At 49.6% G+C, this 21,181-nt stretch carries 19 protein-coding genes; 1 reads left to right on the top strand and 18 read right to left on the bottom strand.

What is annotated here, in order from left to right; genetic code table 11:
• Positions 1 to 56: 56 nt before the first annotated feature.
• The 13 genes from DWZ56_RS12080 to DWZ56_RS12020 form a co-directional block, all read right to left on the bottom strand.
• Positions 57 to 1,151, bottom strand: coding sequence for a response regulator transcription factor (locus DWZ56_RS12080; protein ID WP_158584559.1), 1,095 nt, complete (start codon positions 1,149 to 1,151; stop codon positions 57 to 59).
• A complete protein-coding gene (locus tag DWZ56_RS12075) occupies positions 1,126 to 2,934 on the bottom strand; it encodes a sensor histidine kinase (RefSeq protein ID WP_118556882.1) in 1,809 nt (602 codons plus the stop codon). The genes DWZ56_RS12080 and DWZ56_RS12075 overlap by 26 nt, the downstream gene beginning before the upstream one ends.
• Positions 2,935 to 3,289: 355 nt before the next feature.
• Positions 3,290 to 4,057, bottom strand: coding sequence for a DUF3307 domain-containing protein (locus tag DWZ56_RS12070; protein WP_118556881.1), 768 nt, complete (start codon positions 4,055 to 4,057; stop codon positions 3,290 to 3,292).
• Positions 4,050 to 4,736: a SatD family protein gene (locus tag DWZ56_RS12065; RefSeq protein ID WP_118556880.1), complete on the bottom strand. Its 687-nt coding sequence runs from the start codon at positions 4,734 to 4,736 to the stop codon at positions 4,050 to 4,052. The genes DWZ56_RS12070 and DWZ56_RS12065 overlap by 8 nt, the downstream gene beginning before the upstream one ends.
• Before the next feature lie 736 nt (positions 4,737 to 5,472).
• The gene (locus tag DWZ56_RS12060) at positions 5,473 to 6,717 is read right to left on the bottom strand and encodes an MFS transporter (protein WP_118556879.1); all 1,245 of its coding nucleotides are present in this window, start codon (positions 6,715 to 6,717) and stop codon (positions 5,473 to 5,475) included.
• Positions 6,714 to 7,529, bottom strand: a complete 816-nt coding sequence (locus DWZ56_RS12055; protein ID WP_118556878.1) for a BtpA/SgcQ family protein — start codon at positions 7,527 to 7,529, stop codon at positions 6,714 to 6,716. The genes DWZ56_RS12060 and DWZ56_RS12055 overlap by 4 nt, the downstream gene beginning before the upstream one ends.
• 31 nt (positions 7,530 to 7,560) lie before the next feature.
• Positions 7,561 to 8,520 carry an initiation factor 2 gene (locus tag DWZ56_RS12050; RefSeq protein WP_118556877.1) on the bottom strand — a complete coding sequence of 320 codons (960 nt, stop codon included), beginning with the start codon at positions 8,518 to 8,520 and terminating at the stop codon, positions 7,561 to 7,563.
• 44 nt (positions 8,521 to 8,564) lie between these two features.
• Positions 8,565 to 9,290 (bottom strand): amidohydrolase family protein, encoded by a 726-nt coding sequence (locus DWZ56_RS12045; protein WP_118556876.1) that lies wholly within the window; start codon positions 9,288 to 9,290, stop codon positions 8,565 to 8,567.
• Positions 9,291 to 9,404: 114 nt separating this feature from the next.
• Complete coding sequence (locus tag DWZ56_RS12040) at positions 9,405 to 10,259, bottom strand: PTS system mannose/fructose/sorbose family transporter subunit IID (RefSeq protein ID WP_118556875.1); 855 nt, start codon at positions 10,257 to 10,259, stop codon at positions 9,405 to 9,407.
• On the bottom strand, positions 10,259 to 11,002 hold the full coding sequence (locus DWZ56_RS12035; RefSeq protein WP_118556874.1) for a PTS mannose/fructose/sorbose/N-acetylgalactosamine transporter subunit IIC: 744 nt from the start codon (positions 11,000 to 11,002) through the stop codon (positions 10,259 to 10,261). The genes DWZ56_RS12040 and DWZ56_RS12035 overlap by 1 nt, the downstream gene beginning before the upstream one ends.
• A 149-nt stretch (positions 11,003 to 11,151) precedes the next feature.
• On the bottom strand, positions 11,152 to 11,640 hold the full coding sequence (locus DWZ56_RS12030) for a PTS system mannose/fructose/N-acetylgalactosamine-transporter subunit IIB (protein WP_118556873.1): 489 nt from the start codon (positions 11,638 to 11,640) through the stop codon (positions 11,152 to 11,154).
• A 26-nt stretch (positions 11,641 to 11,666) separates the two neighbouring features.
• On the bottom strand, positions 11,667 to 12,398 hold the full coding sequence (locus tag DWZ56_RS12025) for an amidohydrolase family protein (RefSeq protein ID WP_118556872.1): 732 nt from the start codon (positions 12,396 to 12,398) through the stop codon (positions 11,667 to 11,669).
• Positions 12,385 to 13,158 (bottom strand): GntR family transcriptional regulator, encoded by a 774-nt coding sequence (locus DWZ56_RS12020; RefSeq protein WP_118556871.1) that lies wholly within the window; start codon positions 13,156 to 13,158, stop codon positions 12,385 to 12,387. The genes DWZ56_RS12025 and DWZ56_RS12020 overlap by 14 nt, the downstream gene beginning before the upstream one ends.
• Before the next feature lie 524 nt (positions 13,159 to 13,682).
• On the opposite strand from DWZ56_RS12020, the gene DWZ56_RS12015 reads away from it, so the two are divergent.
• Positions 13,683 to 14,111 carry a hypothetical protein gene (locus tag DWZ56_RS12015; protein WP_118556870.1) on the top strand — a complete coding sequence of 143 codons (429 nt, stop codon included), beginning with the start codon at positions 13,683 to 13,685 and terminating at the stop codon, positions 14,109 to 14,111.
• A 97-nt stretch (positions 14,112 to 14,208) separates the two neighbouring features.
• On the opposite strand, the gene galT is transcribed toward DWZ56_RS12015, so the two are convergent.
• The 5 genes from galT to DWZ56_RS11990 all read right to left on the bottom strand — a co-directional run bounded on the left by galT (position 14,209) and on the right by DWZ56_RS11990 (position 20,887).
• Positions 14,209 to 15,714, bottom strand: coding sequence for a UDP-glucose--hexose-1-phosphate uridylyltransferase (gene galT / locus DWZ56_RS12010; protein WP_118556869.1), 1,506 nt, complete (start codon positions 15,712 to 15,714; stop codon positions 14,209 to 14,211).
• 111 nt (positions 15,715 to 15,825) lie between these two features.
• Positions 15,826 to 16,824 (bottom strand): UDP-glucose 4-epimerase GalE, encoded by a 999-nt coding sequence (gene galE, locus DWZ56_RS12005; protein WP_118556868.1) that lies wholly within the window; start codon positions 16,822 to 16,824, stop codon positions 15,826 to 15,828.
• A gap of 54 nt (positions 16,825 to 16,878) precedes the next feature.
• A complete protein-coding gene (locus DWZ56_RS12000; RefSeq protein ID WP_118556867.1) occupies positions 16,879 to 17,793 on the bottom strand; it encodes an ArsR/SmtB family transcription factor in 915 nt (304 codons plus the stop codon).
• A 391-nt stretch (positions 17,794 to 18,184) separates the two neighbouring features.
• Positions 18,185 to 19,372 carry a serine hydrolase domain-containing protein gene (locus DWZ56_RS11995; protein ID WP_243095223.1) on the bottom strand — a complete coding sequence of 396 codons (1,188 nt, stop codon included), beginning with the start codon at positions 19,370 to 19,372 and terminating at the stop codon, positions 18,185 to 18,187.
• 117 nt (positions 19,373 to 19,489) lie between these two features.
• Positions 19,490 to 20,887 carry a putative bifunctional diguanylate cyclase/phosphodiesterase gene (locus tag DWZ56_RS11990; protein WP_118556866.1) on the bottom strand — a complete coding sequence of 466 codons (1,398 nt, stop codon included), beginning with the start codon at positions 20,885 to 20,887 and terminating at the stop codon, positions 19,490 to 19,492.
• Between the last annotated feature and the right edge of the window lie 294 nt (positions 20,888 to 21,181).

The following is a 21,181-nucleotide window of genomic DNA, read 5'->3' as shown; positions in this document are numbered from 1 at the left end:
GTATTTTCATCCTGCGCGCTAACTGCAATACGACCTGACAATGACACGAATAAGACTCATTTTTGGCGGCTGCGGTATTCCATCGGCGACATCCCAGTATGCTTTCGAAACACCTTGGAAAAATGTGAGAAATGCTGATATCCAACTTCGGCTGCCACACTGCTGATCGAAAGCTCTGTCTTATCGATCAGCTTCATAGCGGCTTCCATGCGTTCCCGCTGTATGTATTCGGATATAGGCAGACCCGTTTCCTTTTTTACGATCCTGGTCAGATAATCGGGATTCAGATATACATAACCGGCAATATCTCCCCGTGATAAATCCTCATCCGCCAGATGCTGTGACACATAGCGCCGAATCTTTCCCATCACCGTATCCGTTTTCTCCACCTCTTCGATATAGGAAGCGGCCAGCTTCAGCACATGCCGGATCCAGAGAAACATATCCGTGATGCCCGCCACCGAACGCACCGACAGCCTGGCGGTATCCCCATTGTCCAGCAGCTGATGGGCCTGTATCCCTTTTTCCGTTAAAGCGCTATAGAGCATCTGCAGAAAATCTTCATGCAGATGGAGCAAAAATCCTGTCTTAAGCCCTTCTCTAGCACGCAGAATCCGCTCATAAGCGTCGACCTCCTGGCACAGCGCCTTTTGCTGTTTTTCCAGCAGAAGCTTTGTCCAAAGAGGAAAATCCGGCAGAGTTACATTCTCTCTGTCCTCCGTCAGCTCCCACAGCTGTATATCCTGACCGTACTGCCGGTAACGAAGGGCCTCTTCCTGCTGGGCAATTTTTTCAACCGCACGGTTTAAAACCGCCTTAAGCTCCTCCGGAACCGGCGGCTTCAACAGATACTCAAGGCAGCCATAGGAGACCGCATCTTTTGCATAGCTGAAATTCTCATAAGCCGTCAGCAATACCACTTCCATCTCGCAGCAATGTTCTCTCACCCATTTTAACAGATCGATGCCGCTTCCTCCCGGCATTTCAATGTCGCAGATCATGATCTCTACGGCATCCTCTTTCAGCACGCCCATGGCCTCGGTCATGCTCCGTGCCGTATATATGTGCTCAAATCCATAAGACTGCCAGTCAATCAGATGCAATAGTCCCTCGATCGCCGGCTGTTCATCGTCCACAATCATAATATTCATAGGCCCTGTTATCCCCCGTTTCCTCCTCATTATCACCGCCATCCCACAGAAACTCCACCGGAAGGAACAGCTCAATGCAGGCACCTCCTCCTTCACAGTTGGAAAAATGCACCGATGCCTCTCCCCTATAGAGCAGGTCCAGCCTGCGCACAAGGTTTCTGATACCGATATGCTCCACGCCTTCCCGATCCACGATGCGTTCCTTCTTCGTCAATGCTTCCAGCACCCTGGGGGTAAAGCCCCTTCCGTTATCCCATACGGACAGATGCAGCATCGGTTCCCGGCCGCTTTCGTCCAGACTGCCCGTGATGCTGATCGTAAGGCTCTGCTCCGCGGTCACCTCATATTTCACCGCATTTTCAACGAACGTATGCAAGAGCAGCGGTGGAACCGGTATATCCTGCAGAAATTCCGGCACAAAAATCACAGACTGAAGGGTGTCCGGATACCGGATCTGTTGAATATTGAGATAATTTTCTACATGCTCCAGCTCTTCCTTCAAAACAGTGGCATTTGCACCGCTTTTAAACATATAGCGGAAATACCGCATCAAATACAATGACATCTTCTGAATCAGATCATACTGCCCGGTAAAGGTAAAGGAATAAATGATATTCAGAGAATTGAGAAAGAAATGCGGATTGATCTGCAGCTGCAGGTGCTTAAGCTCCGCCCGCTGCTTATTCAGCTGCTCTTCATATACGTCGATCTTCAGCTTCTTTATCTGATCCGCCATACGGTTGAATTCGCCGCTCAATACGCAGAATTCCTCTGACATCCGGCGCTCATCGATGCGTATAGTCACATCGCCCTCACCGAATCTGCGCATTGCGCCTATGATCGTATTCAGCGGATTCATGATCGTGCGTTTCTGTATGACAAGGAAGCCGGGAACCGCAAGCAGGATTCCCAGCGCGATCAGCAGATCCAGTTTAATCCAAAACGGAAGGTTTTCCAGAATCTGTTCGTCACGAATGGCGGCTGCCAGGGAGAAATCCCCTTTTTCGGAACTGCAGCCCACCACATAATAGCGGCCGGAATCGCCTGTCTGGTATCCCGTCTGAAGGTCACCCGAAAGATCCAGCCTGTTCTCTTTTACAAAACCGGTCTCCGTAATCGGCATGCCATTTCCCGCCGCCATCAGGACCGCGCCGGCTTCGCCTGTATGGATGTGGGATATGGGCTTTTGCAGTGTGCCGACATTCACCCATGCCCCCAGATATGCTCTGCCGGACCAGAATACCCGAAACAGATAGTATTCTTCCTCCAGCTGCTCCACAAACCACGCATCCTTATGGGCCCGGTAAAAGGACTCATCCGCCCCCAGCTTCTCCCTTAAAAACTTCCGTATACACTCCCGCTGCGCGTAGGTGCTGTCCCTTTTATAGGTATCAATCAAATGGCCGTTAGACGGTGAGAAAACAAAAAATGCTTCTATCGTCTTATTCACCAGCAGCGTATTGCCCAGCGCCTCCTGCAGCTCCACCTCTGAAAAAGTGACCTCATCCGCTTTTTTCGCCGTCTCTATGATATGGAAATCATCGTCGCCCACCATCATTGTCAGCAGATATTTCTCCACATCATCCAGGCTCTCATCCATCTGCGCCATAGTCAGTGAAACCATGTTTTGGGTAGAAATGGCGACCTGATTGCGCACCACGTTCATAGCATAGTAATTATTCGTCAGCAGCAATAACAGCAGAAACAGGATGATGACAGCGCTTCCCATCGCCATCTTCATCCTTAAAGATTTCCCGGACAGGCTTTTCTTCTCACCACTCACCCCGGTTTCCCCCCTTAATCAATTTCCGGTTCGGTTAAGCAAAGGATTTTCCGGTTAACCGAATCCGTCCTTCCTTATCAGTTTACTATAGGGAAACCGCGTATTCCACCATTTTTACGACAAAATGCTGATACAAATCTTACCAGGGGTACTTGTTTACAGATACCGTAAAGTTTCCGCGCAAGACAGGGCCGGGTATATTCCTCATCTGGACACGCTCTCGCTCCGTGAAGCGCGCAACGGTACTAATGCTGTAAAATACACAGCATAAGTACCGGCGGGCTTCAAGGGATCCCTATGTGGAATATACCCGGCCCTGTCTTGCGCTGCTTTATCGGTACCTCTGAACTGTAACCTACCAGGCCGTTTTGACCCCAAACGCCGCCACAATCGCAATAGCCGTGCTAAGCAGCGTCCCCAGCAGATAGTATTCCGCGAAATCTTTATCCTTCGAGATCCGATCATACCTTGCGATCGATTTAGCCGTCAGCACCAGCCCAATTGCTGAGTACTGCCCGATGGAAAGGAAGATCAGCATGATAATCCTTTCAAGAGTGCCGATAAAGCGTCCGGCATTGCTGTCTTTTTTCAGACTCTCCTCCCTGTTCTCGGGGCGGTAAATCATCAGCAGCTTCGCAATCGCTATATTGGCAGGCTTATGTATAAGCAGCAGGGAAAGGATCCAGGAAAGAAGCGCCTGTCCTGAAATCCCGACTGTGCGGAATATTCTTGCCGCTATACCGGTCTCTTCCACCCGCACCCCTTTGCTCACTATGCAGTATGCAATCGCTGCCAGGCAGAAGAAGTGCAGCAGCTGGTCTATAAAAAATATGTTCCGCTCCGCCGTCCGCGTCATCTTCCTTTTCCTCTTAAGCAGCTGGGTATATCTGTACTTGATGCAGTCGATCAGCAGATGCATGGATGCGGCAGCCGTAACAGCGGCCGCCATCTGCCAGGACAGTACCGGCAGTATAATCAAAAGCATAGCGCACCAATAGCTAATGCAGTGAAGCAGCACCCACTTTATGCGATTTTCTTTTCTTTCGGCCATCTTATTGGTCTGAATATAAAAGTCGCCCAGGATATGTCCCAGCAGCAGTATCATCAAAAATTGTTTAAACATCCCGTCTCTCTATCTCCTCCAGCGCTTTGCTAAGCGTTTCAAACGCACCCTTATATGCATAATAGTTCCCCTTAGACAGGCTTTTCTGAACGGCCGGCTGCCTGATATTCAGCCTCTTAGCTGCGTTTGCCTGGCTGTCCTGATGCTCCATCATATCCCATATGATCTCCCGCTGCCTGTCGCTCCAGGACTCCTTGATCACCGTCATCAGCGATAATACGGTATTGATCATGATCTGCGATGCCCGGTTCTCTTCGTCCAGCTCCAGCCGGATATCCGCAGGGTCTGTCCGGTTCTTCTTCTCATCCGCCTTCAAAAAATCGACGGCGTTTCTGGCCCTGTAATACCCCGGTCCGTCCGCGCCGATGGACATCTCCTTAATGACATCTGTCGTAATTGTTCCCACCCCGATGCCAAACCTTATTTTTACCGGATACATGCGGCATTCTATCTCAAATATGATATGCATCGTATTGGCACCGCGGCACAGCAGGCCCTGGAACTCGTCACCCAGCGTAATCACAAATTTAGATGACAGATCCTCCGCATATCTTTCGTTTACCTCCTCCAGCACTCCGTTCAGTTTTTTTTGTACCTCGCCTCTGTTCTTAATGTTTCTGGAATTTTTAATATCCCCAATGACCGCTATATACGGGTCGTAAGAAAATGAGAAAAACATCGTCCGCCTCCTATCATTCACTAAACTCATTATATAACTGTTTAGGGGAATATTCAATATTTATTCATCATATCAGTTATAAATATTATATATAACCGATATAGCGAATGAAATCTTCCAAGAATAAGAATTCCGCTCGCGGGATTCTCCGCCTGCGGCGGGTCGCTTCAGCGACATCATTCCATTCCGCCGCAGTGCGTTCCTTTTCTCAATCCTGAAAATACAGCAAACGTTCCTATTGATTTCTTACTGATTATCGCTTATAACCATTATCAGTAAGATTATTAGTAAGAAGGTGACTGATAATGATTGAGAATAAAACTACCGAGTTTAAACGTGAATATACATTTTGACACTTCTGGGCGTTAAAATACAGGATATTGATTTCTATGATGTCAATATCTTTATCTCCTGTGAACTGAACAATCAGGTTTTACTTACGCCAATGTAAACATGTACATGTTTGCTATTTCAACGGATTTTTCCCTTTGGGAAAACTCGCTGAAATGCTTGTTGGTGGGGTAGCCCCCAAACCCCTGGAAACTCCCCGTTGGGTGCGGCTGCGCGTCCTGCGGATGCTGAAAATATGGCGAGGGAAAACAAAAACACCGTGCAACGCTGACGCGTCACATGGTGTTTTTGTTTTCCCGTTCACTTGGCGTAAATCGTTATTTTCCTGTTACTTCTATATGGCTCACTGCCATTACAGCCAGATCCCTTCATTTAAATATGAATTTCAGCCCTGCGCTGACCCAAGAAGGTGCCTGCGCAGGCGGACTGCCAGAAATCCGGCAATTACAGCCGTCATCGCTATGGCTGTGCACAGCAGGATGGATACCCGATAGCTGCCGCACACATCGTAGAGGGCAGCATAAAACATGGGGGCAGCCGCATAGGACAGCTGTACGGCCATGGACACATAGATGAACAGGTATTCCGATTTGTCCGGGCCGAAAATCTCTTTTACCAGCAGCGGCGGTTCCAGCGTCATCAAAGAAACGATGGAGCCATACAGAAAGGCGCCGGCATATACCGTCATAAGGCCTGCTCCAAGCAGTACGAGGAGCAGTCCGGCAGCACCGGTTAAAACTGCCAGCAGCACCACGGTGCAGACTCTCATATATTTGTCCAGCCAGCCGTAGACGATCTTCCAGAAGGTGGCACCGATCAAGGCCAGAGAGGTGGCCAGCGCGCCGTTTTGTACGGTGAATCCTCCGGAATTTACCAGCATGGTCATATTAAAGAGTATGCCGTTTGAAAAAGCGAGGCAGATTCCAAAGACCATCACGGATAAAAAGGACAGGGAGAAAAGGCATCGTTTCAGGGAACAGTTCAGGATCTCCTCTCCGTGCTCCACCTTCATGAAAAATCGCTCCCCGCCGTAGGGATGCTGCCCCTTTTCCGGCTTAAACCGCACCAGAAACAGCATCATGGGCAGCAGGAGAAACAGCACGATCAATGCCATGGTCAGATATCCGCTTCTAAAACCGCCGATGTGTATGATCTTCGTGATCAGCGGTCCGAAGACGGAACCGCACAGGCCGGAGCTTGCCATGGCAATCCCCAGCGCCAGGCCGGAATCTTTATGAAACCAGTTGCTGATCAGGATCGGCGCCGTAATGCCCGTGAGAAAGGCGCCGCACATCCCCAGGGCCACGGCCCCGATATAAAAGACCGCGAGATTGGGAGATGCCGCCATAAGCAGCAGGCAGGCTCCGTAGCCCAAGGAGGCCAGCGACAGAACCGCCCTGCTGCTTTTTGTGTGCAGCAATTTCCCGGCCAGGGGCAGCATCAGAACGGTAGTGATGCCCTTGACCGTAACATAACCGGAGACCAGGGAAACCGGCACCCTGAATGCCTGGGAAACCGGCTGAAAAAAGCTGCCGGTAACGCCTCCCTCAATGCCGTAGGTGGATCCCATCATCACGCAGCAGCACATTAAAATCACCCAGGCGTAATGCGGCTTGTGTTTGCTTTTCATTCTGATTTGGCCGGCTTATCCGCTGCGGCCCTGCGCACTCCTTCCATAAACTGCTTCGCCCTCCCGGGATCTATCGGGTTTTTCATATTGCCGTTTTTCACCCAGGTGCCCACGCTGACGCCGTCATAATGCTTCAGTATCTCACCGATATTGTCTCCGGTGGCGCCGGAGCTTAAAAAGATCGGTATGTCCGCACCAAGACGCCTGCGCACGTTCTCCACGATTTCTATGCTTTCGGCCGTGCTGCGCCCGCCCAGAAACAGGCCGTCCGCAAAGGCATTGTAGACGGTATCAAAGGCGGCATCCACGATTTTCTTGCCCCCGACCTGTTCATAATGCACTTCCTGGACATCGGCATAGACCGGAATATCAGAGCCGATGCGCCTGCGAAACTCACAGATATCCACGCACTGCGCCTCCATCAGGCCGGCATAGCCCACCTCCACGCCCGTATAGGTGTGCTCCACGCGGATAAAGTCCGCTCCGGCCGCATCCGCAACTGCCAGAGAAGCCACACCGTCCCAGTTAAGCAGGATTCCCTGGATCATATCGGGATACTCCCTCCTGCATTCCCTGGCCAGTGCAGTCATATAGGCGATTGTCTCTGGCGGCGCAGTCTGCCTGACCGGCGCGTCGTTGCGGTTCTGGATGATATAGCCGTCAAAACCGTACTCATATAGCATTTTTACTTCTTTTAAGGAGGCCCCGATGATTTCATCGATGGATTCCCCTCTGTACCGGTAGCTGCCGGGACACGGCAGAGGCTGTATCATCGCCAGGGCTACCGGGAATTTTCTCCCTCTCATTTCCATCTGTGTGCTTCCTCTTTTCTGTGTCAGATTTTTACAGACCTTCCAGCGATTTCGCATATTCCATCGCCACATGAAACAGCGCATAGGGCGGCAGAATCCCCTCTTCCGTGATCAGCGCCCGGATATACTCCGGCGCCACCTCCAGCAGCTTAAAGCCTCGAAAGTCCACGCCTTCCCGTTCCTTTTCCTCCCAGTGCGACGCAAGCCTGGGTCCGTAATCAAACGGCATCGGAGACAGTCTGATATAGCCGGTGACCGGACGGACATCCGTCTTGATCAGCGGCGTCAGCACATAGAGCGGTATCCGCAGCTTTTCGCAGAGCACAGCCAGAATATCGGATCCGACGGTATTGAATACGGTTCCGTCAGGATATACGGTTTCCGCGCCCATAAATGCCGCCTGACAGCTCTTCAGAGCGGAAAACATGGTCGTATCCGGTATGAAGTGTACATCGTGTCCTGCACGGACCGCTGATTTCACAAACGGTCTCCCCCCGTCCAGGGCACGGCTCTCCGGTATATAGACAGTTATTTTCCTGTCCAGGGCTGCGACGAAATCATTCACCGTGCTGGAATAATCAAAAATCATGATTGTATCCATGTTTTCCGTCAGGTTCTTCGCGTAAGAAATCAGTGTTTTCATGTCCCTCTCGGACTTCTCTTTATAGGACCGGATTCTGGCCGTCAGGCTCTCCCGCACCTCCTGCTCCCCTTTGTCGGAAAGCGCGTCCAATCCTTTGATGTAATAACAGACCGCATTGTAGATGGCACGGCTCTGCCTGCCTCTGGTCTGCATAAAAAAATCGGCGATCTGTCTTGTTTTATCAAGGATTTCCTCTCTTCCGTTTTCGGGCGCATCCGCAATGCCGGCGATCATTTCCCCGATCAGCCGGATGTGGCAGTTCGCACCCAGCACGCGGCTGGTCACAATGTCCTCAAATAGCTGCTGTTCCCGCAAAGGCAGCAGAGCCTTTATTTTGTCTCTTTCCACGTTATTTACCCCTTATCTGTTAAAACTTTTGCAGCCGCACCGTCTTAAAGCTCCAGCACCCGCATGGCATTTCTGTAATACAGGCAGTCCAGGGTCTCCTGCGGCAGATGCAAAAGCACAAAGGTATCGACGGAACATTTGGTGATCTTATCCGGATAATGGGAACCGAACAGGAACTTCTCCTTCGGCAGGTTTCCAAATGCCTTTCTTAAGATGGGCAGCTCATACATACAGGAAGTTTCCACCATCAGATTTTCATACTGCCTTACCAGGTCCACGCATCCGTATCCGAAATCTGTGGTTCCCATATGCAGCAGAACCATCAGCATATCGGGATGGCGCTTAGCGTAGTAAGCCCATTGGGCCGGCATGGTCCGGCATCCCCATCCTGTAAATACATTTACCGGCATCCGGTGGCTGACCGCTATATCGATGATCTCGTCCAGCACCGGCATGGTTTCCGGATAATAGCAGTGCTCCATGGAATCCAGTTCGATTGCCTTAAAGCATCCGGAAGATGCCGCGCGCTCCATCTCACGCACGCAGTCACGCTCTTTGGGATTTATGACGGCGCAACCTATGATCTTATCCGGATGCGCCCTGACCATGTCCGCCACCGCATCATTCTGTTCCCGGACCGAATAGCCGTACAGGGCGGATACCATCCGCTTCTCAATGTGGTTGTCTTCCATATCCTTCAGACACGCTTCCGTATCGTAACTGTTTGTTTCCCTGTCCCATTTCAGATGGGAATGATAATCAATCATCATGTTTTTACACTCCTGACTCCGTGACAGTCATAAATTAAGTTTCCCCCTGCGCCCCCGGGCTGGCCGGAAGGACCGGCGGACGCAGGCACAGAGGGATGCATTACCTAATGTCTTTTACAGGATACCTGCCAGGTGCCCCAGGATGCCGATCACCATCGTCACCAGCATAAGGATCACCGGATTGGCTTTCTTTTTATTCATCAGCCACAGCATCAGCAGGGTATACAGCAGAGGAAGCATGCCGGGCATGATGCCGTCCAGCGTGGACTGCAGGCTGACGACGGTTTCTCCGGCAGTATAGGACCAGGGTATGTTGATCGTCACGAATTTATAGACGAAACCTCCGATTACCGTGAATGCCGCGATGCCGGCCAGTCTGGTGAGCTTGCCGATCAGGCCGGAGCTCTGCATGGCGCCCACGAATTCCACGCCTTTTTCATAGCCTTTAAAGATGCCGAAATAACGCAGCAGCTGGCCTACGCCGGCCATCACCAACAGGAAAATAATCGGGCCGAGGACGCTGGTATAATTGCTGGCCATGACCATGGATACCGCAAGGCCGGCAATGATCGGACGCAGCGTGCCGTGATACAGGGAATCTCCGATGCCGGCCAGAGGTCCCATTAAAGCCGCTTTGATAGCGTTGATGCTGACAGGATCGATATCGTGCTCGTTGGCATTCCGCTCTTCCATCGCCGCCGTAACGCCGATTACGAAATGGGAGAGTCTCGCCTCTGTTAAAAACAGCTCCGTATGCCTTCTGTAGGCATCCTTTTTATCTTCTTCATTTTTGTATACCTTCTCAATAACTGGTATCATCGAAAAGGTGAATCCGGGAGCTTCCTGCTTCTCATAGTTAAAGCCGCTCACAAAGCCCTGGGAATAGATATACAGCTTCCACAGATCTTTCCTGGACAATTTGGTGAGATCTTTCTTTAACGCTTCTTTTTTTGCTTCGTTCTCTGCCATTACGCTACCCCCTTATCGCGATCCGTGTAATAAGCTACCGCAACACAAACTACCGCAATGATGGTAATTCCGATCGGGTTGATGTTCAGGAAACTGGAGAAGAAGAAACCGATCAGGAAATAGAACCATATATTCTTTACGTTGATGCACTTTAAAAGCAGTGCCAATCCGACCGCACCGATCATTCCGCCGCCGATCGCAAGGCCGTCGATCACCACCTGCGGGATCACGTTGATGATCGCCTGTACGGGGCCCGCCCCGAAGAAAACAGCCAGAAAGACAGGTACTGCAAACAGAATCAGATTGAAAATGTTCGGCCATACAATACAGTTCATGGTGATGCCTCTGCGGCTGCCCTTCTCCACCGCCGCTTCCAGCCTGTGCTGTGTCCATACACAGAGCACCATATTGCGGAAATACATGCCGATCTGTCCGATGATGGCTAACGGCAGCGCCGTCGCTAAAGCCACCTCTGTGCTTCCGGATATGCATGCAAATGCCGTCGCTATAATTGTGCTGAAGGTCTCCTCAGGCGGCAGCGCCGTTCCCACGAACACCTGCCCCAAAAACATCAGCTCGATGATACAGCCCACTTCCAGACCCATCCTCACATCCCCCATGATCAGTCCCACGATCGGGCCCACCACAATCGGACGGTAGGTGAAAAACTGAGTACAGTACTTGTCAAAGAACGTAAGCCATGTAAAAAGTGCTACAAGTATCGCTTTTACTAATAAACTCATACCTTCTCCTTCCCACGGATGCCCCCCGGCATCCTGTGCAGCTTTTTTCGGCGGCCGTCACACCGCCCTTTTTGATCTCATGCCTCTTTCATCGGCTTTGTCACCAGCCGAAGGCTGATGACCTGCGCGCATCGGCGCACGCTTCTGCCTCAGCATTTCGCAATCAGATCCAGTCCGTCGACGGACTTGTCATTTGGCACCGCCCGCACATCCAATTTGATGCCCTTGCCGGCAATGGCCCTAAGGTTTTCTACATCAGCTGGCTCCACATAGATGAACGGCAGCAGGCGCTTCCTGCCCACCGTGGAACGCGAATTGCTGATGTTGCCCACATTCACGCTGCCGATATGAAATCCCAGATCGAACAGCTCCAAAGCGGTCTTCGGATTCCTGACAATCAGGAGCACTTTGGTTTCCGTGACATCCTCCGCAATCAGTTTTGCGGCATCGGCAACGGATCTGATCTCCAGCCTGATATTGGCCGGCACCGCCAGCTTCAGCAGCATCTGCTGTGTCATATCCTTAGCAGCCATATCGTCGGCCACCAGGATTTTCTCCGCCTTGGAATCGGATATCCAGGCGGTTACAATCTGGCCATGGATCAGCCTGTCATCAATGCGCATATGTGTGATCAGCATACATTTTCCCCCTCCTCTCTTTTATCTCACTTCTTATTCCAGAGCTTCTCCGCGTTTTTATAAAACACGTCTTCCAGCTCCTCCTCGCTCATTCCCAGATGGTAAAGCTTCTCAATCTCGATGTTGGTCGGCTTGTAAGGCCAGTCGGTGCCGAAAAGTATCCTCTTTGATCCCAGCACATCCACGGCCTTTTTCAGGATATCCACCTCCATGTTGGCGGAAGTCTCCACCCAGAAATTATCCAGGTCTCTGATCGCCTCAATGCAGCTGTAACCGAACTCCCTGCCGCACACATGGGTGAACACGAATCTCATATCCGGACGCCTCTTGGCATGCTCGATCCATACAAAGGGCGTGCACAGCGGGCTGGCGCCTCCATGGATCTGTATATGTACCCCGTATTTGCCGATCTCATCGATCACCGGGCCCAGGGACGGGCAGTTCTCCACCGCATATCCGTGCTTCCATGCCATAAACTTCACACCGTTCATCCTCATATCCCCCAGAGTCCGGTGTATCTCGTCAAATGCGTCGGGCGCCTTGGGGTCGATATCCGCATACCCCTCGACGATGCCCGGGAACTGGCGCATGGCTGCATAAACAAGATCATTCTGCGGCCGCATCCCGTTTCCCGACAGGGAACAGATGCCCACCTTTGTGATTCCAAACTCACCCAGCTCCTTCACCATCTGCTCCGCGCTGTTGGCATCGCCGGACCGTGTCTTACCCAGGTGGGAATGGAAATCATACATTTTCATGGCCTTCCTTACCTCCTCTTACATTATTGATGTGAATATAATATCTGTAGGAATCCGATATATAGGAATTCTCGGAAAACTCCACGGCTCTTCCCTGATGATCGTAGGTCACTCTTTCCTTATATACCAGCGGCTGGTTCTCCTCCATAAACAGTTCTCTGCGGATTTCTGGCGTGGGCATCTTCGCTTCTACAGTCTCATCCGCGCTGCCCAGCACGATTCCGTGCTCCTCCAGATATTCATACAGGGATGTGGTGGAATCGAAATCCTCCCCCAATATAGGAAATCCCAGCCTGCCGCTGATATACGTATCATGAAGCGCTATGATACGCCCGTTTAACAGACGCAGCCTTTTTAAAAAATATACCTTCTCCCCGTTTTCCACCTGAAGCATGGAAGCCACTTTCACATTTGCCTCCACCGTCTTGCACTGCAGTATGATGGAGCCGGGCTTATCGCCCTTCACCTTGGCATCGCCGCTGAAGCTGTTAAATACAGCCATATCCCTCGCCTTCTTTCGGGGGGTAACCACCGTACCCATGCCTCTGCGCTTCGTCAGATAACCATCGTGTTCCAGATCGGAAATTGCCCTGCGCACCGTAATACGGCTGACTTCGAACATTTCCTGCATTTCTTTTTCAGAAGGAATTGTTTCATTCTCCTTGTATGTGCCACTCTCAATGCACTCCTTGATGTAGCAGTATAGCTGCTGGTGAATGGGCACTTTGGACTCCTTATCCAGTTTAAATCCTTCTTCCATAGCATTGCCTCCATGTTATGACGTTATAATAGCATGTTATAACATGTATGTCAATACCTTTTATATACTTTATACATGTCATAACTGTTTTATGAGTATTTTATCAACATTTTCACCTATATGCAAGGTGTTTTGAACAGGACGTTATAACATGTTTATAAGACATGCTAGATAGTTCCCGCGCATGTCGGGGCAGAGTATGGTCCTCATTGGGACACGCTCTCGCTCCGTGAAGCGCGCAGCGGTTCTAACGCTGCAAACTACGCAGCGAAAGAACCGGCGGGCTTCAAGGGATCCCAATGAGGACCATACTCTGCCCCGACATGCGCTGCTTTATTGGCAGCTGTGAATATAACATAACAGGTAATACCGTCCGGTATACATATATTTGCTTATCAATATTGTATCTATTTACACTATATGTTATGATTTACTATGTAAGCACTCACAATATGTACTGCTTTTTTATTGGGTTTTTAACGTTTTGTTAAACAGGTTAATGAAGTGACGAAGAGGTGATCTGTTTGAAAATAAAGAGAACTGTTTTGTTTAGTATTGTCCTGGTATTAGCCATCATTTGTTCTGTTGTTTATCTGGAATATAGCAGGATGTATACGACTGGCAGCAATGACATTGTGGTCAAAGAACGTCTCTTTGATTCACATCTTGATTTCGGAGTTTCAGATGCATATAATGTAGGCCTAAACGCAGATAATGAGATCATTTTTAAAGACAAAAATGCTGCGTTAAAACAAATATATACCGATTATAAAGATGGATTTGAATATCTCCGTAAACAAAGTCTGATTTTAAAATTATCTAAGTTTAATTGGCGCAGATATCAATTATTGGCAATTGAATGTAATCCATCTGACGATTATTACAGCGGCCTTATAAATTCGATTGACAGATTTTTTGATGTCTATGAAAACAGCTTCAAAATGCGAAGATAGGCAGCAGGACATTCCTTCCACAGACAGCAAATGCAAAATCCCCGCCGCGCAACCGTGCGCGGCGGGGATTTTTCTGTTTATCCGTGAATTTTACTGTTTAACCGTTGACCGAATGGATGAACCTAAGAAATGCTGCTTTGCCCTCCGGCGTTCTCTTATATACCCCGGCATGCTCCAGGACCTTTGCAAATACCAGGCCGATCTCATCCCGCAGGATTCCGTCGATGTTGGATGCGTCCACCCTGCCGTATTTCTGCAGGAATTCCTCCGCCCAGTCCGCATGCTTTTCGATCCGCTCATCCCCGCGCAGATCGCGGCCGGTCAGGATGGCCTCTTTTAACGCCTCCATCTCCTGCTTCAGCCGCGCAGGAAGTACAGCCAGACCCATGACCTCAATCAGGCCGATGTTTTCTTTCTTGATATGGTGCAGCTCGGCATGGGGATGGTATACCCCCAGCGGGTGCTCATCTGTCGTGATATTGTTCCGCAGCACCAGATCCAGCTCAAAGGTATCTCCCACCTTTCTGGCGATGGGGGTGATGGTGTTATGGGGCTCGCCGTCCGTAAATGCCAGAACAAACGCATCCTCATCGCTGTACGCCCTCCAGGCCGTTAAGATCCGGTCACCCAGACCGATCAGCCGCTGTTCGTCGCAGCTGCGAAGGCGGATCACGGACATCGGCCATTTCACAATGCCCGCCTCCACGTCTTCATATCCGGTAAATACAACGTGCTCCTCAATCGGCGCTTTGGCCATGGCGAAGGTATAGTGGCCGCCCTGGAAATGATCGTGGGACAGGATGGAACCGCCTACGATGGGCAGGTCCGCGTTGGAGCCCACGAAATAGTGGGGGAACAGTTTCACAAAGTCAAAGAGCTTGCCGAAGGCCGCCCTGTCCACCTTCATCGGCACATGCTGTCCGTTAAATACGATACAGTGCTCATTGTAATACACATAGGGAGAGTACTGAAAGCCCCATTCCTGCCCGTTGATGCGCACAGGGATGATCCTGTGGTTCTGTCTGGCCGGATGGTTCACCCTGCCGGCATAGCCCTCGTTCTCCCGGCAAAGCAGGCATTTGGGATAACCGCTCTGTTTGGCCAGCTTGGCGGCGGCGATAGCCTTGGGGTCCTTTTCCGGCTTGGAAAGGTTGACCGTGATATCCAGATTCCCGTACTCTGTGGCGGTGACCCATTTCATATCTTTGGCAATGCGGTAGCGCCGTATGTAATCCGAATCCTGGCAGAGCCTGTAATAATAATCCGTCGCCTCCTCGGGAGATCGCTCATAAGCCGCTCTGAATTTACAGATCACCTCACTGGGCCTGGGCATCAGAAGGCTCATGATTTTCGTATCCGTAAGATCCCGGTATACCACGCTGTCTTCCTTCAGTATCCCTGTTTCCGCGGCATAGTCCAGCATACCCTTTAAAATTTCTTCTAACGGCATTCCTCCCTCTTTAGCCTCGGGCAGTTCTCCCTCATACTCATCCAGCCCAAAAAACTCCAGCAGGGCATTGACCGTGTAAACCGTATCTTCCTTTTCTACCAGACCCGTATTGAGGCCGTACTGTACTAATTCCTTTATATAACTCTGAATCATAAAAATCTCCTTTACTATATTTACTTCCCTCATTTTCATGGTACGAAGTACTAGAGCATGCGCTATTTCACAGGAACTTACTCAGCGCTGTACCAGTGTGTACCGATACGATTACCTCTGTCTGGCCGCGTATCCGTCCGGATGGGATTTATGCCACTTCCAGGCAGAAGCGATAATCTCCTCCAGATCCGCATGCTCCGGTTTCCATCCAAGCACAGTCTTAGCCTTTTCGCTGGAGGCGATCAGCTTTGCCGGATCCCCTGCTCTTCTGGGGGATACTTTTGCCGGAATCGGATGGCCGGTCACCTTTCTGGCTGTTTCGATCACTTCATTTACCGTAAATCCAACCCCGTTTCCGAGATTGAATATATTGCTCTCATTGCCATCGGCCAGATACTTTACCGCCAGGATATGCGCCTGTGCCAGGTCGGTCACATGTATATAGTCGCGCACACAAGTGCCGTCCTCCGTATCGTAATCATCGCCAAAGATGCTTATATACTCCCGTTTTCCGTTGGGAACCTGCAGGATTAAGGGGATCAGATGAGTCTCCGGATTGTGGGCCTCACCGATCTCACCGCTTACATGGGCGCCGCAGGCATTAAAATAGCGCAGGGATACATAGCGCAGCCCATGAGCAAACCCGGTCCATTTAAACATCTTCTCCATGGAAAGTTTGGTCTCGCCATAGGTATTGGTGGGCTCCGTCTTATCCGTTTCAACGATCGGCACCCGTTCCGGCTCTCCGTAGGTGGCGGCTGTGGAGGAGAATACGATCTTATCTATGCCATGGCTCACCATGCTCTCCAGCAGCACCTTGGTTCCGCAGAGATTGTTGTCATAATATTTTAACGGGTTTACCATGCTCTCTCCCACGAGAGAGTTAGCCGCAAAGTGGATGACCGCTTCAATCTTTTCCTTATCAAACACGCTGTCCACAAATGCGCGGTCCCGGATATCGCCCTGATAAAAGCGCGCCAGGGGATGCACCGCTTCCGCATGCCCTGTCTCCAGGTTATCGATGATCACTACGTCTTCGCCTCTGTCAATCAGTTCGTACACCGTGTGGGAACCGATGTATCCGGCTCCGCCTAATACCAGGATTGTCATAATGTTTTCTCCTCTTCTTTATATAAATTTATTGTTGCCGATTAAACCTACAGCTTATAAAATGAATTTCATCACCAGATCCTGACCGTAATCCCCGAACTGTTTTCCAAACAGATTCAGCCCTCCTGCATGTTCTGCGCCCTCTTTTATGCCGATTCTTACCGAGATATAAGGATTCTCCGTGAGATCGTAATCGGACAGGCATACTCCGCTCACCTTTTCTTCATCGATATAGGTTCCGTCCGCCGTCAGTTTCCAGGTTTTCAATATTCCGAACTGGGTGTTTTTATCCGGCCACCATTCCGGATTCAGACGGCCTCTGCGCCCGCCGAAATCTCCGGGGCAGGTCCAGGTCCCGGCCTCACGGCCATTGACCCACAGGGTGATATCCGACGGATAGTCCGGATTGTACTCATGATCCTCCGAACACATTTCAGCGGATATCTCCAGGCGCTTCACATGAAGATCCTCAAGAAAATCATTGGGAAAACGGTACTCCAGATATCCTCTCCCAAGCCAGATCAGCTGCGCGCCGATCCTGTCAGGGTGAAAGAAGCAGCGCGGTTCATCCTCCTCGCCCACCGGCCCTTTCTCCCCGGCAATGCCGCAGGTCGGTTCCGCGTGATAATCCACGAAATGCCCCACAGGCATCTCCATAATCTTCACCCTGCCGATTTCCTGATCCCCGCTTTTAAGACATATGCCGATATCCTCTACAGCTATGCTGCAGACCTTCATGGAGCCCCGGATTCCCGGCTGCAGCACGCAGCGGATCAGTCCAGCCTCCTCCAGAATCTTAATATGGGTGACCGCAGAGGACTGCGGCAGCGACAAAAGTTCCGCAATCTCATTCACATTGCGCTCTGCGGCGGAGAGCTGACGCAGGATATCGATCCTGGTTTCCGAGGACAGCGCCTTAGCGATCTGCGCCAGCTCCTTCTCACGATCCAGATTCAATGCAATACCCATAATACCCGCCTCCTCTGCCGGCAGTGTGCTGCCGTCTCAAATTTCATTTATATCCGTTATCTTGATATATATTATTTTTTCCGATATAAATATGCCACAATTGGGCCAAAATGTAAATAGGCAAATCCCATAAATCACTTAGGGATTTGCCTGAATATTACTATTCACAGTTGCCGTAAACCTACCGCACATGTCGGGACAGTGTATGGTCCTCATTGGGACACGCTCTCGCTCCGTGAAGCGCGCAGCGGTTCTAACGCTGCAAACTACGCAGCGAAAGAACCGGCGGGCTTCAAGGGATCCCTATAAGGACCATACACTGTCCCGACATGCGCTGCTTTATCGGCAGCCGCGAATAGTAATACCTGAATATTTCTCCTGATGCCGCCGCTCATCGAGCCTCGCAGGCATCTGTGATATCTGTAACAAACTGCCAGTACATACTGCTGCTGCCCGTATGGCTGCTCGTAAATACAATCACCAATTCCAAATCTGGCACCACAAAGATATACTGTCCAAAATGCCCCTGTGCAAAATAAGCATCATATCCCTGTTCTCCAAATTTCCGAACCCACCACTGATAACCATAGTCAGCCGTTCCCGTTGATCTTTTAAACTGCAGGCTTGTGGAATCCTGAACCCATTCCTGCAGTATAATCTGCCGGCCCTCCCATACGCCGCCGTTTAAATACAGCTGTCCGAATCTGGCCATGTCATAGACATCCATATAAAAGCCGTTGCCGCCGTCCGAGATGCCCTGTGCATCCGTATCACACTGTACGCTGTCCATTCCGACTGGGTCAAACAGATATTCCCTGCCGAAATCATAGGCGGTTTTTCCCGTCGCTTTCTGTAAAATCGCTGACAGCAAATGAGTGCCTCCGGTGGTATAACTGAAAACAGTGCCCGGTTCTGATGTGACCGGACGCTCAAGCACGTAATCCACCCAGTTTTCCGAACTCCTCCAATCCTCCCACACATCCGTGTCAGCGCTGCTGATGCCCGATGTATGAGTGAGCAGATGCCATATAGTGACCTGTTTCAGGTATTCACTGCCGGACTTTGCTATCTGCGGAAAATACTCTGAAATGGGAACATCCACACTCTCAATATACCCCCGGTCAATAGCAATCCCAATCAGAGCGCTCGTGACGCTTTTCGAACAGGAATGGAGCAGAAAGACACTGTTTTCATCGCAGCCTTCCTTATAATACTCATCAACAATATATCCGTCCTTAACAATGACGGAAGCGAGCACCTGTGTAGGATCTAGCGCTTCATGGAGCCTTCCGGGCGCGTTGCTGTCCAAACCGTGGTTTTCAGGCAGATCATACTGCCATTCCCATGCGGTTTCCGGCTCTGTTTCCGGTTTTGTCACAGGCTCTGACTCTGGCATTTCTGCTGTCTGTACTGCCGGCTCAGTTCCCGTGCCTTCTTCCAGTCCGTCCGGCCCTTTCGCTGCGCCGCTGTCTTTTGCGGACAGAGAATCGGACAATTCATTAATACCTGCGGTTTCGCCGCAGCCTGCCAGTGAAAGAGCGAGTACGAGTATAAAGATTAAAACTAAGTTTTTTTTCATTTGATTCTCTCCATGTGAGTATTTTTACCGAAGTTATCCCCCCATATTATAGCAACACAGGAAAAATCCTGTACAATACTTATTCCAAATAGAGAATCATACTTAAAAAGTATACAATCAAAGTGTGCTGCTCCATTTTTTAAAATCTAAAACCGTCAGCGGCTTTGAAAAAATATAGCCCTGCACGATATCGCAGTATGATTGGCGAAGAAAATCCAGCTGCTCCTCTGTTTCAATACCCTCCGCCACAACTTCTATCCCAAGCTTATGGGAAATTCCAATGAATCCCCAGATGATCTCCCTCGCTTTGTAATTCGTAATATCATCAAAAAAGCTTTTGTCGAGTTTTATCACATCGATATCAAATTCTTTCAGCAGAGCAAGGGATGAATACCCAAATCCGAAATCGTCCAGTGAACATAAAAATCCGTTTTTATGCATTTCTCTGACTATGTTTTTAGTCAGATTTATCTGCTTTTCGTTCATCATAATCGATTCCGTGATTTCAAATTCAATCATCTTGTCGGGAATATTATATTTTTTCTTTATTCTTATAAAATCACGGAGAAAATTAAGGTTTTTGGTATGCGATCTTGACAGATTGACCGAGATCGGGACGGTTTTGTCACCATTATCCATATCGCTTCTGATCAGCCTGCATACCTCTTCAAATACATAGCGATCGAGAATACAGATTTTATCGTTTTTTTCAAATAGCGGTATAAAATCAGAAGGATAGATTAACCCGTATTCCGGATGCTCCCACCGAACCAGCGCTTCTGCGCCGCACAGCTTCATATCGGATAAACGTACCTTGGGCTGAAGATATACCTTAAAATCTTGATTTTTTAACGATGACTCGAACAGGGTGTTGATCTGTGTTTCCTTCTTCATCTGCTCAATCAGGGCATATCCAAAAAAAGAACAGGCATTTTCCTCCCGCTGATGCATACCGGCAAAACGGGCTCGGTCCTGTATCGTTCTGATATCCAGATTGGGCTCATCGATGAAATACCCGCCCAATCTCATTGACAGATAGTACGAAATATCTGTATAGCTGTTAAAAGAGTTCACATCGTTTATAATATTTCTAAGCCTTTCCTCCACCTTTGTCTGTGAATTTTCCTTCAGACATAAGAAAAACTGGTCCATTTCACTTCTGCAGACAAGTTCATCTTCTCTGATGCTGTTTTTCAGGACCTTATAAATATATTTCAAGGTGTTGTCGCCGGCAACGACTCCATAATTCTCATTGATCAGTTTAAACCCTTTTATATTCAGAAAAACAATGGTATAAGCGGGAGCAGAGCTTTTTAAAAGCAGCGATCCAAGTTTAGTCTGAAATGCCCGGTTGTTATCTCCTCCGGTCAGCGGGTCGACCATCGATATCTTCTCAAGATGTGTCCGCTTTTTTTCATAGGATACAACGATGAGCAGAAGCAGAATAAGAAAAACGGAAAGAACAATCAGATCGGCCGCTATACCGCTTATAACACAGATATTACTTTTTATCATAGTTCCTCCTATTCAATTGCTTTACTAATACTATAAATTCATTGAAATATGATTTCAACAAGATATCTGTGTACGTATACAAATAGTATCATATTTCCACCGGTCATGGTATAATGTCGATAGACATTATACCTGCGCTGATTTCCGTCTGCGAAGCAGACAATTTCCCAAGGAAATCATGCGCATCCCCCCGGAGGGGCCATGTCAGCCTGCTGACATGGTATAATGTCGATAGACATTATACCGCGCTGATTTCCGTCTGCGAAGCAGACAATTTCCAATGAATGATCCGGA

Source organism: Lachnotalea sp. AF33-28, assembly GCF_003477885.1.
Classification (GTDB): Bacteria; Bacillota; Clostridia; order Lachnospirales; family Lachnospiraceae; genus AF33-28.
The sequence above is the reverse complement of the archived record's forward strand: the minus strand, read 5'-3'. Positions and strand labels throughout refer to the sequence as shown.

Excerpts from the sequence above, each read along its gene's own strand:
- galE (WP_118556868.1), bottom strand. The coding sequence starts at position 16,824 with ATGACAATCCTGGTATTAGGCGGAGCCGGATACATCGGTTCCCACACG.
- DWZ56_RS11990 (WP_118556866.1), bottom strand. The coding sequence starts at position 20,887 with ATGATAAAAAGTAATATCTGTGTTATAAGCGGTATAGCGGCCGATCTG.
- DWZ56_RS12055 (WP_118556878.1), bottom strand. The coding sequence starts at position 7,529 with ATGGAAATGAGAGGGAGAAAATTCCCGGTAGCCCTGGCGATGATACAG.
- galT (WP_118556869.1), bottom strand. The coding sequence starts at position 15,714 with ATGATTCAGAGTTATATAAAGGAATTAGTACAGTACGGCCTCAATACG.
- DWZ56_RS12000 (WP_118556867.1), bottom strand. The coding sequence starts at position 17,793 with ATGGGTATTGCATTGAATCTGGATCGTGAGAAGGAGCTGGCGCAGATC.
- DWZ56_RS12030 (WP_118556873.1), bottom strand. The coding sequence starts at position 11,640 with ATGCTGATCACACATATGCGCATTGATGACAGGCTGATCCATGGCCAG.
- DWZ56_RS12065 (WP_118556880.1), bottom strand. The coding sequence starts at position 4,736 with ATGTTTTTCTCATTTTCTTACGACCCGTATATAGCGGTCATTGGGGAT.
- DWZ56_RS12035 (WP_118556874.1), bottom strand. The coding sequence starts at position 11,002 with ATGAGTTTATTAGTAAAAGCGATACTTGTAGCACTTTTTACATGGCTT.
- DWZ56_RS12060 (WP_118556879.1), bottom strand. The coding sequence starts at position 6,717 with ATGAAAAGCAAACACAAGCCGCATTACGCCTGGGTGATTTTAATGTGC.
- DWZ56_RS12040 (WP_118556875.1), bottom strand. The coding sequence starts at position 10,259 with ATGGCAGAGAACGAAGCAAAAAAAGAAGCGTTAAAGAAAGATCTCACC.
- DWZ56_RS11995 (WP_243095223.1), bottom strand. The coding sequence starts at position 19,372 with ATGAAAAAAAACTTAGTTTTAATCTTTATACTCGTACTCGCTCTTTCA.
- DWZ56_RS12070 (WP_118556881.1), bottom strand. The coding sequence starts at position 4,057 with ATGTTTAAACAATTTTTGATGATACTGCTGCTGGGACATATCCTGGGC.
- DWZ56_RS12045 (WP_118556876.1), bottom strand. The coding sequence starts at position 9,290 with ATGATGATTGATTATCATTCCCATCTGAAATGGGACAGGGAAACAAAC.
- DWZ56_RS12020 (WP_118556871.1), bottom strand. The coding sequence starts at position 13,158 with ATGGAAGAAGGATTTAAACTGGATAAGGAGTCCAAAGTGCCCATTCAC.
- DWZ56_RS12025 (WP_118556872.1), bottom strand. The coding sequence starts at position 12,398 with ATGAAAATGTATGATTTCCATTCCCACCTGGGTAAGACACGGTCCGGC.
- DWZ56_RS12080 (WP_158584559.1), bottom strand. The coding sequence starts at position 1,151 with ATGAATATTATGATTGTGGACGATGAACAGCCGGCGATCGAGGGACTA.